Source organism: Gordonia sp. NPDC058843, assembly GCF_042743165.1.
In the GTDB taxonomy this organism is placed as follows: domain Bacteria; phylum Actinomycetota; class Actinomycetes; order Mycobacteriales; family Mycobacteriaceae; genus Gordonia.
In genome coordinates this window covers 20333-34325 of sequence record NZ_JBHYNC010000004.1, presented here as the reverse complement: position 1 = coordinate 34325, position 13993 = coordinate 20333, and the positions used below count along the sequence as shown (strand labels likewise).

Here is a 13993-nt window from a genome sequence, read left to right as displayed (position 1 = left end):
GTGGTTGTCGTGCCGCACGATCAGTTTGGTCTCTGTGTCTTCTTCGGCCCCTAGATTCGCCGTGTGCCGATCCGGTTGGGATCGTCGATACTGACTGTGAATCCGTTGTGTTGGCCTGGGAGCACGACTTCGACGGTGTTGGTCAGGATGGTGTCAAGAGTTTGGGCGATCCGTCGGAGCCCACTTCCGGCTGCATCTGTGTTCTTCACCGTCAGGCCGTCGCTGATCTTGTGGCGGCGCCCATGCCCGCCGACGGCACGACCAATGTGTTGGTTTGTCGCGTCGTAGATGTCGCGCGCTGTTCCGGATTCGGCGTCGACTCCGATCACGTATTCGTTTTCCTTACGCCACCTGTGGAATCTCTCCGCTCTATCACTCACTGCGGCAATCCATTCCGGTGATGCGACAAGGTCATCGAGCGCGTCGAGTGAGGCGGCGTGGAGCGTCAGGTCGAGGACTTGCCTCAAACGCGCAACCGTCCCACTGTTGAGAGACAGCCAGGCATTGTGATCGTCAGTAGCGAATGGGACATATATCGACCCCAGCGCGCGGAGTCTCTCAACTGAATCGAGGCCAGCCTGCGCGGCAGAAGAAGTTCGGGCCACTCGTACGACGAAGTTGGCGAGCCGGTGCCCAACGCTGACGACGTCATCTATCGCACCATCGGCAAGGTAGCGCTGGGCGAGGGCCATGCCTGCAGGCTCTGTTTCAGCGCTGATAGCTCGTTGGTGCCAAACAGCCTCGATGTAGGCCGCACTACCAAGCATGAGCGATTCGGCAATTGACCCGGCGAGTGCGCACGTCTCACGCCATTGGCTGCGTCTGAGTTCTACCCACGTATCCGGTTCGAAGTCGTTACGGCTGTACTTCCATGCTCGGACGCAGATGCGGTGCACATCATCGACGCCGAGCTCGGCAAGTTCCGGGCGGGTGCTGGTGTCTCCTTCGTGAGCACCGATGTGCATCAGCCGAGACCAGGCCGCGACCCCCCGCGCATCGTCAGCATCGCTGTTACCGTCGACCATGTTTCCTCCCGTCTACTCGGTCGTCTAGATCATCGGGGCCATGGCCAGGTCCTGCCCGATGAGAACTAGCTGTCGGCAAGTTCTCTCAGACGCACCTCGATTGCGTCGAGCACCCTGACCAACCGAGGATCAACAGCGTTATCTGGGCTAACACGGAGGCGGTAGATCTCACGCCGAATCTTCGAGAGCGCCTCGACCACCTCATGTTGAAGGTAACCCGCGGGTAGCTCGAGGTCGACGATCTGCTGAGCGTTGTCGACCGCACGGTCAACGTTGCCTGTGTGCATGTCGGCGACAGACTGTAGGGCGCTAAGCCCGATTCTCTGGCTCGCATCCGCAGTCCCAAGCAAACCGATGACCAGTTCACTTAGTTCGTGAAATTTCCCAGCTTCGTAAAGCTCGTTGATCTTTGTATTTGTTGCCGTTGGCCGGTCAACCGCCCGGGGATCGCTGTCCATGATCTCTTGCAATGTCTGAACATACGGGTGGAGTGACTGTGCCGATCGGTACTCCGGCGTGCGGGTGAGCCACAGACGAAGCTCACCGGCAAACCTGTAGCCGATATCCTGGTGCGACTCGCGGGGATCTGATACGAGTGCGGTTATACCGCCTAATGCCGCGCCGACGGGGACCTCCAAGACCTCGACTGGTGCTTGCAGGAATGACAGATCGTGAATCATGTTGGTCAGCAATGGAACAATGAGTGCGCGAGCCGCCGGTTCTTCACCGATCATGTTTAAGGTCGCACCAGCCGCTGCTGCGAAGTCAACTGATTTTTCGTACCGTCGCCTGCTGGCTTGGCACGTGCTGAGTTCTGCGAGTAGGAGGGCCTTCGTATACAGGTAGACCCGACGATGTTGCGGCGATGGTGACGACAGAGGTTCATGCTCGTCGACGACGGCAAGTACGGCTTCAGCATGCATCCGGATCTGGTCGGTTCCTAAGAAGTCACCTATCACTCGCAAGGAACCGAGCCACCCACGTAGAAAGTGCATGAAGACTGTGGCGTCCTGCTGAAGGACTCCGAGCGGCACCGTCTTCAGGCGTGAGGTCTGGAGAATCTGGTGGATCAATGGGTGAATGTTGACTACGTCGTTGGTAGGACTGTGCGGTGCTTCTGGTCGAAGCAGGCGGCTCGCGATTGATTGTGTTCGCAGGGCTGCCACGACACCGCGGCGCCAGGCGGGCTCGACCTCAACGGGCGTTGGCGGGTTTGTGGCATCGATCGAAACCGTCTGCGATGTTGCCGGTAGTACGAGGTTTAGCGGGATCTGCTCGGGCGCAAGCAAAGACCCGACTTCGAGTACCGCGCGAGCGCTTGTTCCGTGGCTGGCGGGGTCTCGTGTTCCCAGATTCGCGACCGCATGCTGGATGGCCTTGAAGGCTGTCTGGTTGAATCCCTGGGGAATTGACAGCGTATCGTCGAGTGCTGCGAGGTCTGAAAAGTACTGCTCGGAAAGTTCCGCGATGTCGCCTTGAGCGTTCGCAAAGTAGATCCCCGCCATCGAAACGGCGAGCGGAACTCTTCCGAGCATATTGACAACGTCACCAACTATTTCATCAGTTGCTTCGCCGCCGATACCAGAATACGCACGAAAGCACGAGATACCTTCCTCCAAAGTGAATTCGCCGACCTCGATAACTGTCGCGTCGGGCCACCAGCCGAGTGCATTCGTGCTCGTGATGAGAATGGCGCCTTGTCCGCGCGTTGGGAGGTATCGCTCAATTTCGGTTCGATCAGTGACACCGTCGAGGACGAGCAACCATGGACCGGGGTGACCGCTGAGCGCGCCAGCAAATGCGGACGCAACTTCGCCGCTCGGCTTGATTTTGTCGTTGCTTAGCTGCACAAATAGATCCATCGCTTGGCTCTCGATATAGTCGAGATCACGACAATCGACCCAGCAGATGAATGCAAACGATGCTGCATCGACGTGGCAATAGTCCGCGGCAATTACGGACTTTCCTGCCCCAGTATGACCGGCTAAGACGACACGCGGCGGCGTCATCGACGTGTCATCAAGACGAATGCCATGCAATTGATCGAGGTAGCCGATGCGCGGCGCCGTAGATGCGTAGTGGGGGATATTGGCCACCACACGCCCCCAATCGAATCCGCCGACGACTTGCGCGATCCTTACATCCGGCATGGCCAGAAGCTCGACAAACGCCAGAGCAGTGATCTGTTGCGGTGCGTTAGAAGCGGCTGCCGAGAAGATACGTTCGAGCAAGACAGACACCAGCGAATTGCAGGTCAAATCGCCTTGACTGAGCTGACGATCTTTCCGGAATTCGCGGATGAGCGCGCATATGGACTGTCTGACTTCGTGCTCGCTTCGGCTGTCCACGTATACCGCGGGATACGCAGATGCATCCACTTCGCTGTCATCCGGTGGCCATCGATACATCAGGACGCCATCGGGCAACGAAGATCCGGTATCGACGTCCGCAGAGTTGGCGAGCGTGGGCGAAAGTGGCTTATTTGTATAGAGCGCAGAATGTGTCGCGGGGTTCGCATGCAGCCGATCGAGGACCTCACGCGCAGGCGCAGGGGTCAAAGGGTTATCTGCGGGGGCTAGCGATGATTTCACTTGGAAGTGATGAGAGTGGATGTCGTCAACGACAAATCCGAAGTCTACGATGTCATCTGATTCGCCGCCTGCTTGCAGAACAACAGGCTCTACGAGGAGGTCGGTTCTCGGAAGAGAGCCGAGGTTGTCGCGCACGTGGCTAAGGAACCGCTCGATCGTTATCATGTATTGATACCGAAGTCCATACGCGGCAATGGTGCCGCCGCCTGCAGTCATTCTCGTGTTCCTTCTGATCCGGTGGTCGCGTAGCGCAGGTTCTCGTATACCGCGCTGTCTCTAGGGTCCAGGATTGTGGACAAGTCGGCGATTGAGCGGGGATTATCCATTTGACAGCGCACGCGTTCTAGTCTGCGTGACTGCGCGAGGCTAACCAGTACCTGATCCAGCGTGTGCTCGGTTTGAACTGTCATGTGCCTTGCCTCGGTGCGCTGGCGTATCTGACCCACGGCTCGGAAGCGAGGTCAGCGTGTTTCTGCGTCACCTGGTCGCTATACCCGAGCATCTCTGCGACGACCGGGGCTGGGACTTGAGTGACAAGTTCCCGAATCGCGGTGTTTCGTGCGCCGAGCAGGTTGATTCCGAGATCGCGGAGTCGGATCATTACGGTGTTGGGGTGCAGGTGCTCTCCAGGTCTGTAGCCAGGAAAGAGCCACGGACTGTCTGATCCGCTAGTTCGCAGGTTGGGGCGTTGGGTGATGTGTTGTCGAAGAAGCGAGTCGAAGGGGGCTGGGACCGGGGAGGGCGTCACCCCCAGCTGCAAAGCAAGACCGTCGGGGGAGACGATCACTTTGGCCATGGGGAGCTCGGCGACCTTTACGAGCGGCTGAGCATAAAGAAGCAGTAGGGTACCGGCCACTCGGTAGGGAAGTGATTCACTGTCGCCGTCGAACAGTTCTCGGATCCACGCGAGTCGTTGGTCTTGCGTGAGCAGTCGTACAGACTTGGCCTGACGAAACCCAAGGGACACTGAACGATTGATGCGTGAGTTCGCGCACCACACAAGGAACGTCCGGATCAAGTGGCGCGTCGTCGGGCCAGTAGTCACCCATTGGTCTACGTCCTGCTGGACGCACGTCGCGATTGTGCGCCCGTGCTCGTCGTGAAGCCACTGAAGAAACTTCAGAGTCTCCGTGATCTCTTGCTTGGACGAGTGAACTGGCCCGCGTGTTGAGTTTCCGGCCAGCGCAATCTCGTTGATCCTGCGCAGATGATGCCAGGTAGCGAACTGACGAACAGGTCGCTCGATGTCAGGTTCGTCAACGTGCGCGAGCTTCTCGCCCAGCCATCGCTCGAACAGTGCGATGTACTTGTCGCGCGGGGGAATAGCCTTGTGATGCAGGAGAACTGATCGAAGGTGCTCAACATGTTTGCCGCTTGGTTCAAACTGATCAAGACCGTCATGGCTGAGTGGTGTCGTTCCGGAGGCAATCGCTGAAAGAAGGTCCTGCACTTTGCCGGAACACTTCCAGGTAAGGATGCTCTCTGGCCGGTCCGCGCCGCATAGCGCATCGATAAGGGTCTTGATGCCGTCCGGTGAACCGTCTCGCAAGAGGTCGCGTTCTAGATCCGATCGCAGTGCGCAGCGCGCACAGCTACCCCGACGGTAGGGGCGTGCTTCCTGCTCACAGAACAGGCAGTGATAATTCTGACTGATTCCTGCGCAGTCGCGGCAGACGGGCTGTTCGCCGATGTCTAGGCGACCAGGGAGCATTCGGTTCATTCCGCAACTGGGGCAGGTGCCGTAGAGGTTCGTAGCGTCGTAGTAGCAGGAGTTGCAGATTTTGCCGTCTGGCCATGTGACTGCGGCCTTGCGTATGTGGCGGTGACAGCGAGCGCACTGAAGATCGCCGTCGGTTGCTTGAGGCCGCCCGCGAACAGTTTTGCGTCGGCGTGGTTCAATCGTCGTCACTGACAATCCTCGCTCGTCGTGGACGGACAGACTTATTCAATTCGACGACGTTCTCTCGGCCGGCACTGGCTGCCTTCTTCCGAGCATTGGAGGCTGTCACGGTGACCAGATCCTCTGGGCCGCAGTCGAAGATGTCGCAGAGCGCGGCAATGAGTTTGAGTGACACGCGCTCGGGACGTTGGTGAACCAACCGGTAGACCTGTGGCCGGGAAAGTGTGATTCCGCGCTCATGGAGGCGGGGGATGAGGTCCGTGCTGTTGTGCATTTGGTGGCCGGCCATGAGCTCGGCGAGCCGCCAGGTGTAGTCGACGTCGCGTTTCACGATGCTCCACCATTCTCGGTGGACGAGAGTGCGGCAGAGATCGTCGCATCGAGCGCGGTGCGGAGGGTTCGGGTGCGATAGTCGCTGCTCACACAGCTGTAGATGGCGGTCGTGGACGCGTGTTCGTGTCCCATTTGGTGTTGGACGAACATAGAGTCCCAGCCGTCTTCGAGTAGGTGTGTCGCGTACGCACGTCGGAAGGAGTGAAGGTCGAGCCCGGACGAGAGGTCCAGGTCATCGCAGTACCGGCGAAATCGACGGATGAGAGTGGTCTCCGATACCAGATTTCCACGTTCGCTGGGGAACAGGTCGGTTCCATCGTCCATGTGGGGCTGGCCGTTCTCGAGCCAATCTGCGATGACCTCGGGAGTCCAATCGAAGACGGTGAGGACGCCGCGGCGCTTGGGAGGTGAACCCTTCTTGGCTTTGCCGTAGCGCACGTTGACGAGCCCGTACTTGCCGAACTCCTTGGCGTGGGGGTTTCGAGCGAAGTCGACGGTTTGGAGGTGGGCCAATTCGTTGAACCGCAGACCGTAGGAGTATGCGAGCTTGAACATTACCGAATCACGGTAGGCGGGGAGCCATCCCTTGCGCCCTGATGCTGAGACCGCAGAAACCTGTTCATCGGCGTGATCGAAGAAGTCCTGAATCTCGCGCTTAGTGAATGCGCGCTTGTCTGGCCGTGATTCGTTCTCCTGGACATGCTGCGCGGTGTTCCAGTCGAAGAAGACCTGTGAGGGATGCGTACCGAAGAGCTCCTCGCACACACGGTCCCAGCCGTAGTCCGGATTGGCGACATAGGAGCAGAACTGCCGCAGCCCTACCTGGTAGGACCGGATGGACGACTGGGACAGATTGTGGATGGATCGTAGGTCGCCGAAAAACTCGTCGACCATCGCCACCGTCCAGGTCCACGGGTGCTCGTTCGAGTGTTGTACGAATCGCTCTACCTGCTTGATCCGGGCGTCGATCGTTTCGAAGCGCAGGTTGCGACTGAGTTGTTGGCTTCGCCATCCCTGAAGCATCTCGGCGAGAGTCTGTTCCTCGGGATGCAGCGGCCGGACAGCACTAACGAGGTACGCGCGACCAACGTCGTCCACCGCCATGGTAAGCCTCCAGAGCCCGTCTCATCTGTTGCATCAATGATTCATCGGATGCATCATCAAGTCAAGACTCCAGGTCAGCGGGTCGCGTGCGAAACTCGCCGGCGGCGCTGTGGGCGTCGCGCGCACTCTGCTAGAGACGCGGATCGCGCGTAAACCCCCTTGACTGACAAGGGGTTTAAGAAAGCGATGGCAGGGGCCTGTGGTGGTCTGATCCCGATTCATCTGGTGCAATATGCAGTGCTTAACTTGACATAATGTATCTTATCGGCACACCGCGGGATCTGCGCATCGGCAGATCGGCACGAGTGCGACGTCGTTGATCGGCTGCGGGTTCGTTGCTCCGGATGTCTGCCTGGACGTCCCTGGTGCGTCGTCGGCCGTGTGCGGTTCCACGCCGCCTGACGTGTGTGGGCCTGTGCTCACTGTTCTCGTTCGGCGCGGACGGCCGGCCCGGACCACGGGTGGCACGGCCCGGTTCTGTCGACGACTTACGCATTGCCTGTTCCGTAAGGGCTCCTCGCGACCGGGCCTGGTTTAAGCAAAACGTCACGTGACGTAACGACCCTCCCGCCACGGGCATCGTCGAATTCGATGCCAATCGCTGACATGCCACGACCGTCCACCGATGCCCGCGGTCTGGGTTTGATGCCCAGGGATTGTGTCGGGCGGTCTTACGACGGCTGCGGGTCCCGATGCTGCGCCCGGGAATGAGCTTGTGCAGTTCGTCGGGCTCCGATTGCGTGTGCACAGTCAAAGGTTCCCTATGCTAACGGGTTTGCGCAGCCGTGTGCGGGGTACTGCTGGTCCATCGGAGGCTTCAGAATGTGGCGTCTGCTATCTACGCGGCCCGGCCGCGATCAAGGCCGGTGCGGTCCGCGAGGCGAACCGCGGCATCGCCGAGTCCGCCTCATCACCGAACAAGGGAGAATCCGTGTATTTACACACTCAGCAGTTGATCAACGAAATCGTCGTCGACGAGCCTGACCCAGCCGCCGCGAATGCCCTGCAGGAGGGATTGGGCGGGCAATTCGGCGAGATGCGCACCATGATGCAGTACCTGTTCCAGTCGATGAACTTTCGCGGGGACCCCGCATCCAAGCCGTACCGTGACCTACTCCAAGGCGTGGGCACCGAGGAGATCAGTCACGTCGAGTTGATCGGCACCACGATCTCCCGGCTACTCGACGGTTCGCCGGAGTACAACGGTAAGAAGACCGACCCGGTCGACGAACCCGGCGCGAAGGGGGCCACTCCCCTCAAGATTGCGTTGGATACCAGCAACATTCACCACTACCTCGTCGGAGCGCAGGGCGCGCTTCCGGTCGACGCTGCCGGCAACCCATGGTTGGGCTCCTATGTGTACAACAGCGGAAACCTGGTGTTGGACCTGCTGTACAACTTGATGCTCGAATCAACCGGCCGACTGCAGAAGTGCCGCATCTACGAGATGACCGACAACAAGACGGCTCGCTCGACAATTTCCTATCTGATCGTCCGCGACCAGGCGCATGAGAATGCGTTCGCGAAGGCCCTGGAAAGTCTCGGCGTCAACTGGGGATCGATCCTGCCGATCCCCAAGACCAATGCCGAGCGTTTCCCCGAGGTCAAGAAGTTGGTCGACCAAGGGCTGCAGAGTGTTCAGTACACCTTCAGTGCCGACGACCAGAGTGATGCGGCCAAGTTGTACCGCGGCGCGTCCCCCAGCAATGATGGCACCGAGTTGAGTACTGCGATCATGCCCGAGGGCTTCCCCATGACCATCGCGCCTGAACGACGCGAGGAATTCGCACCCGGACTGGACAAGGATCTGCTGGCCCTCATCCAGGCCACCGCCGAAGTTGAGATCGCCGCAGCGGACGACCCCAGCAAGAAGTAGCAGGCGCGGAGGGCGGCGTCCAAAGTGGAGCGCTGCCCGATCGTTCCTCGTCTGTCGTCCTCGCCCCTGCAACGTCGTGTAGCGGTCCCTCATCGCCACAGCAGCGCGTCTACATCGTCGTCCGCTTGGACGGCGGGTCCGCTTCAGCACCACGGCGTGCACTCATGTCATCGGCTGACGCCGCGATTCGTCGCGGATCGTCAACCGGCAGAGAGGCGATGAGGGTTCGGTGCGGGTGCGATGACGTCCCGGTCACCAGGAATGTCTGACCGGGACGCACTCGGGCCGCCTGGCCGAGGATGTCGTCGATCGCCTGTTCGCCCGAAGGTGTTGTGGACGCGACGCTCTCGGTGAGTGCGTCCGTCACTATTCGGCGTGGGTCGTACTGCCGCAGGTTCAGCGACTGCCACTCGGTGTGCTTCAGGGGCATGCCCATGTCCTCCTCTGCGGCCTTGCGTGTGGTCTCGACGAACTGACGCAGTGTGCGGATGGTGCGGGCGAGCTGTTGTGCATAACCGGGCAGTCGCCCGGGCCCCAGTACGAGCCCAGCGATCACGGCGACCAGGAACAGTTTCTCGAAGGTCAGGCCAAACATGTTGTCACTCTGCGTTTCAGGTGGTTGAGAACAGGTCGGGATGCTGTTGGGCGAGTGCGCGTCGGGACGCTCGCCTGTCGTGCACAGAGGTGATCGCGACTGCGGCGCCGAAGAGAGCCGACATGGGCAACGCAACCAGGAACATCGACAGGACGTCCGCTGCCGGGGTCACCAGCGCGCTGAACAGAGCAATGACAACGACGATCGTGCGCCAGCTGCTGCGCAACCTGTGAGCCGGTAGAACGCCGAGACAGTTCACCATCACCAGGACGGCGGGCAGGGCGAAGGCGACGCCGGTTGCCAGCACGATCTTCATGACGAAGCCCACATAGTAGGCGGCGTCGAGGATCGTGCTGTCCTGGTCGGAGGAGAAGCCGGCGAGCACGCCGACCATGCGCGGGAAGATGAGGAATCCGAACGCACACCCTGCAACGAACAGCGGTGCGGCTGCAGCGGAGAAGCCGATCACATACTTCTTCTCCCGACGGGTCAATCCCGGTGTCAGATAGGCGAACAGCTCACCGAGCCAGACCGGACTCGACACGATCAGTCCGGTGAACAGTGCGATCTTCAGTTCGAGATCGAATGCGCCGGTGACGGTGTCGTAGTTCAGGCTGGCCGCGCGGGACCGTGCGAGCTCTTCGACGGGTGCGCGCAGGACATCGAGAATCTGATCCGAGAGAACGAACCCGACGACGACCCCAACTAGCAGTGACACCGCCGCGCGAAATGCTCGGCGTCGTGCCTCACGCAGATGCCCGGCGAGGGGCATTGTTCCTCGCGCAGCGGTGATCACGCTCATGACGCGTGTCGGTACGGGACCGGGGTGTTCGCGTCTTCTGAAGGGGCCGGTGTTGTGATGTCATGGGCGCCATTCCGGCCCGACGGTGACGCCGAAGGCTCCTCACGCACCTCGTCTTTCAGGATGCGTAGGGACTGCCCCACACCCTTGGCGAGGGACGGGAGTTTGGTCGAGCCGAAGACGAGCAAGAGGATCGCCAGCACGATGAGGGCGTGCCAGCCCGTGAGGTTGTGCAGCATGGCTTTTCCTTGTGATGGTGAGATGGGTGGGGTGGTACTTACCTGTTGGTGTGCGGCGGATGCCGCCCTACGACGCGCCGCTTCTCGCCGGGGGCGGGCCACCGGGCCCGCCGCCCCGGCCGCCACTCGGCGGTGCGCCGGCAGCGGGTTCGGTGGTGGTGTCGATCGCCACGGCCAGGGACCCGACGTAACCGGAGCTCGCGTCGCCGATGAAAGTTCCCAACTGCAGGTTGTGGCCGTCGCCGAAGACGTTGTCGTTCTCGATCCCGCCGATCTGGGTGAGGTTCGCAGCGGATCCGGAGTAGGTGTCGAGCTTGTACACGGCGTCGCAGACGTCCTGCGGGAACGCGAGTTGCGATGTTGCTATGGCGTTGTCGGCGTTCGTGGCCGACGCCGCGTCGGGATACACCTCGAAATGGATGTGTGCCCAGCGGCCGGTGTAGCAGCCGGGGATGATCGTCGTGAACGTCGCCTTGCCATTTGCGTCCGCGACCTGAATCCCGCGGAGGTACGTCTCGTCCTCGACACCCTCGGAGTACATCGAATACTTGCCCTCCGCGTCACATTGCCAGGCATAGACGGCGACACCCTCGAACGGGCGGTTGTCGTTGGCGAGGTCGGTGACCGTGAAGTTCAGCGTCAGTGGGACGCCGGCGACGGTGGTGCCTCCGCCGAGGCTCGAGGTGATGTCGCTGCGAACGATCCCCGATTCCTCCAAGACGTTGACTCCATTCGAGCCGTCGGCGGGATAGGGGCCATTCGTCTCGTCGGGGATCTCACCGGTGGCCGCTGCAGCGGTGGTCGAGGACGAGGACGAGGTCGGGTCGGCGGCACCGGAGGTGTTGGAGCAGGCGGCGAGAGCGAATGCGCCGACCCCTGCACCGAAGAGGCTCAGGACGCGCCGGCGGGTTACCAGGGTGGTGATGTCGAAGGAAGCACCTTGATCGACCACCTCATCGTCGGGACGATCGAGCAGGCGCCCCTCGTAGGTGGGACCGGCGGGCGTGTGGGTGGGTTCAGGTATGCGTGCCATTCGCGTATCTCCTGTGATTCGCATTCGATGGGTTGGTGAGACCCATGGTCGACGGCAACCCGGTGCGGTTCCCTGTATCCCAGCTGGGAGGTTCCTGGGAGCGCAGCGTCGTCGGCTGACCCGGGTGCCACGTCTAGCCTCGATGTATGCGATTCGGCCTGGTCTTCCCCATGGAGAACGCGGATATCTCGGGGTGCGTCAGGTCAGCGTCGCTTCGGTGTACCCACCCCAACTTCACCGACCGGTTCATCGGCCACGTCGAACTGACCGGCGCGCGAGTGATTCACCGGGTGGACGCCAACGCCCGCACTGACCACGACCTCGCCCGCTGGGGAGATGACCGCATCCTCGAGTTGGTCACCTGCGCTGCCACTCCCGCCGCCGACATCGTGCTGCTACCCGAAACAGCCCTACACACAGACCATCTCGCCACTGCACTCACCACCGCAGGCGGCGGAGTTCCGGTGCTGACCGCGACCCAGGCCACGATCTGGTCGCTCTACCGCGCCGTCGGCCTGTCGCCGACCGCCCGCGAAGCCGGCCCGCTGTTCGCGGCGCGTGTGCGATGACAACGACGCGGAGCCCGCGATCGAGATCGCGGGCTCCGTGTTCGGTCGCCGCCCGGAGGCAGCCGTCGGCCGAGATGCTGGTCCGTTTTATGTTGTCGGTTCAGTTCTCCGACGAGACGCGTACGACGACCTTCCCCCGCACGTGGCCGGACTGGCTGCGCTCATGGGCGCCGGCGGCGTCTTCCAGGTCGAAGACCTCGGCGATCTCAGGCGTGAGATCCCCTGCGTCGCCGAGTCGGGCGAGCTCTGCGAGGTCCGCGGCGTCGGGGCGCACCCACACGTACTGGCCACCGAACTCGTCCCGTGCTCGTGCGTCGGTGATGGAGGCGACAGTGCCGCCGTCGCGCAACACGGCCGGAACCGAGTCGAGTGTCTCACCACCCACGTAGTCGAGGACGACGTCGACACCCTCGGGTGCGAGTGCGCGGACCCGGTCGGCCAGACCGTCGCCGTACGTGATCGGTTCGGCGCCGAGAGCTCGGAGATAGTCGTGGTTGTCTTCCGACGCGGTGCCGATCACCCGTGCGCCGAGCGAGCGCGCGATCTGGACCGCGAACGATCCGACGCCGCCCGCTGCGGCATGGATCAGCACCGTCTGGCCCGACTGCACTCCTGCCCGACGAATCGTCTGGTAGGCGGTGAGCCCGGCGAGCGGAGCTGCTGCCGCCTCCTCGAACGACCAGCCGGCGGGTTTGTGCGCGAGTGTCCGGACCGGGGCGGTGACGAACTCGGCGAACGTCCCGCCCGCCACTTCCCCACCGACCACGTCTTTGCGGACGTAACCGAACACCTCGTCGCCGACCTTGAACTCGGGGGTGTCGAGACCTACCTTCTCGACCACGCCCGCGACATCCCAACCCGGGACGACCGGGAACACGGTGTCCAGGATCTCGGCGAGGTAGCCCTCGCGGACCTTCCAGTCCACCGGGTTCACACTCGAGGCACGGACACGCACCAGTACGGAGTCGGGACCGACCTTCGGCGTAGGTAGGTCGGTGAGCTCCAGGACATCAGTGCCGCCGAAGCGGTCGTAGGTGATTGCTCGCATGGTGGCACCAACGGGTGGCTCGACGGAATGATTCCACCAGCACCGCGATATCTGCCGGCGTCACATCGTGACGATCGTGATGCACGACCGAACGCGCCCGTCTTCCGGCGGGAGCGGGACGTGGTCCGACGCGGGAACAACGGTGCAAGTCCTGGCCCGATGCTGCGGAATCGAGCCCGGTCGCCGTATGAAACACCTTGTGCCGTAGTGTTTTCACCCGTGAATCTCGCTGCTACCGATGCCATCGTGACCGACTCCACTGCCCGTGCCTGCGTGTGGTGCTCATCCAGCGACGACATCGCAGAGCTCCGCGGCGAACCGCGGTGCGGGCGCTGCCGCGAGGCAGAACAAATCATCGCGGCGGCCCGCGAGTTCGTCGGCTTCTATGGTCTACGACCCTTGGGTGCGTCACTGACGTCCGACGACGACGACGAACGCGAACACCGGGTGGCGGCTCGTGATGCCTGGGCAGTGCTGAATCGGACTCGCACACAGCCCCCACTACGCGCCCGGTCCGGGCAGCGCGGCATCGCACGATCCGCATCAACCACCACGAGGACAGGCGGACACCCGACGGCCCCCACAGCAAAGAACGTCGGGTCCGGAAGCGCCCGGCCCGCGGACGTCTCCCGACCCGACCGTGAGGAGCTCATGAGCCGCGCCCAGTCCTTGCTGGTGCAATTGACCGAGATCGAGGAACGGCTGGCAGTCGCGCAGGCGGACCCCGGCCTGAGCGGCAAAGCCAAGGTGTCCGACTTGACCGCCAAGCGCGATTCGGTTCTGCGTACGCTCGCCGCACTGGAAAAGGCCAAGCGGGCCCTGGAGCCGGCCTGAGATTTCACGTGCCAGGACTTTGTGATTCTCTCCGTCACCGCCAC

At 61.8% G+C, this 13993-nt stretch carries 13 protein-coding genes; 3 read left to right on the top strand and 10 right to left on the bottom strand.

Annotated features, from left to right (window positions below; translation table 11 throughout):
- Positions 1-50 precede the first annotated feature (50 nt).
- From ACFW3F_RS04205 to ACFW3F_RS04185, 5 genes are all read right to left on the bottom strand, one after another.
- On the bottom strand, positions 51-1025 hold the full coding sequence (locus ACFW3F_RS04205; protein WP_388054630.1) for a hypothetical protein: 975 nt from the start codon (positions 1023-1025) through the stop codon (positions 51-53).
- Positions 1026-1090: 65 nt separating this feature from the next.
- The gene (locus ACFW3F_RS04200; protein WP_388054628.1) at positions 1091-3832 is read right to left on the bottom strand and encodes a hypothetical protein; all 2742 of its coding nucleotides are present in this window, start codon (positions 3830-3832) and stop codon (positions 1091-1093) included.
- Positions 3833-4022: 190 nt separating this feature from the next.
- Positions 4023-5336, bottom strand: a complete 1314-nt coding sequence (locus ACFW3F_RS04195) for a recombinase XerD (protein WP_388054626.1) — start codon at positions 5334-5336, stop codon at positions 4023-4025.
- A gap of 175 nt (positions 5337-5511) precedes the next feature.
- Positions 5512-5847, bottom strand: a complete 336-nt coding sequence (locus tag ACFW3F_RS04190; protein WP_388054624.1) for a helix-turn-helix domain-containing protein — start codon at positions 5845-5847, stop codon at positions 5512-5514.
- Positions 5844-6953 carry a tyrosine-type recombinase/integrase gene (locus ACFW3F_RS04185; RefSeq protein WP_388054622.1) on the bottom strand — a complete coding sequence of 370 codons (1110 nt, stop codon included), beginning with the start codon at positions 6951-6953 and terminating at the stop codon, positions 5844-5846. Before ACFW3F_RS04185 ends, ACFW3F_RS04190 begins: the two co-directional genes overlap by 4 nt.
- A gap of 931 nt (positions 6954-7884) precedes the next feature.
- Between ACFW3F_RS04185 and ACFW3F_RS04180 the strand changes: the two genes are divergently transcribed.
- Complete coding sequence (locus ACFW3F_RS04180) at positions 7885-8829, top strand: manganese catalase family protein (protein WP_388054960.1); 945 nt, start codon at positions 7885-7887, stop codon at positions 8827-8829.
- Positions 8830-8938: 109 nt separating this feature from the next.
- On the opposite strand, the gene ACFW3F_RS04175 is transcribed toward ACFW3F_RS04180, so the two are convergent.
- The 4 genes from ACFW3F_RS04175 to ACFW3F_RS04160 form a co-directional block, all read right to left on the bottom strand.
- Positions 8939-9424 (bottom strand): twin-arginine translocase TatA/TatE family subunit, encoded by a 486-nt coding sequence (locus ACFW3F_RS04175; protein WP_388054621.1) that lies wholly within the window; start codon positions 9422-9424, stop codon positions 8939-8941.
- 16 nt (positions 9425-9440) lie between these two features.
- Positions 9441-10226, bottom strand: a complete 786-nt coding sequence (tatC, locus tag ACFW3F_RS04170; RefSeq protein WP_388054619.1) for a twin-arginine translocase subunit TatC — start codon at positions 10224-10226, stop codon at positions 9441-9443.
- Positions 10223-10465, bottom strand: a complete 243-nt coding sequence (locus ACFW3F_RS04165; RefSeq protein WP_388054617.1) for a twin-arginine translocase TatA/TatE family subunit — start codon at positions 10463-10465, stop codon at positions 10223-10225. The genes tatC and ACFW3F_RS04165 overlap by 4 nt, the downstream gene beginning before the upstream one ends.
- A gap of 67 nt (positions 10466-10532) precedes the next feature.
- On the bottom strand, positions 10533-11498 hold the full coding sequence (locus tag ACFW3F_RS04160; protein ID WP_388054615.1) for an intradiol ring-cleavage dioxygenase: 966 nt from the start codon (positions 11496-11498) through the stop codon (positions 10533-10535).
- A 146-nt stretch (positions 11499-11644) separates the two neighbouring features.
- Between ACFW3F_RS04160 and ACFW3F_RS04155 the strand changes: the two genes are divergently transcribed.
- On the top strand, positions 11645-12067 hold the full coding sequence (locus ACFW3F_RS04155) for a hypothetical protein (protein WP_388054613.1): 423 nt from the start codon (positions 11645-11647) through the stop codon (positions 12065-12067).
- Between the two features lie 100 nt (positions 12068-12167).
- Here the strand turns inward: ACFW3F_RS04155 and ACFW3F_RS04150 are convergent, their stop codons facing one another.
- Positions 12168-13115, bottom strand: coding sequence for an NADP-dependent oxidoreductase (locus tag ACFW3F_RS04150; protein WP_388054611.1), 948 nt, complete (start codon positions 13113-13115; stop codon positions 12168-12170).
- Between the two features lie 207 nt (positions 13116-13322).
- On the opposite strand from ACFW3F_RS04150, the gene ACFW3F_RS04145 reads away from it, so the two are divergent.
- Complete coding sequence (locus ACFW3F_RS04145) at positions 13323-13949, top strand: hypothetical protein (protein WP_388054609.1); 627 nt, start codon at positions 13323-13325, stop codon at positions 13947-13949.
- Positions 13950-13993: the final 44 nt, after the last annotated feature.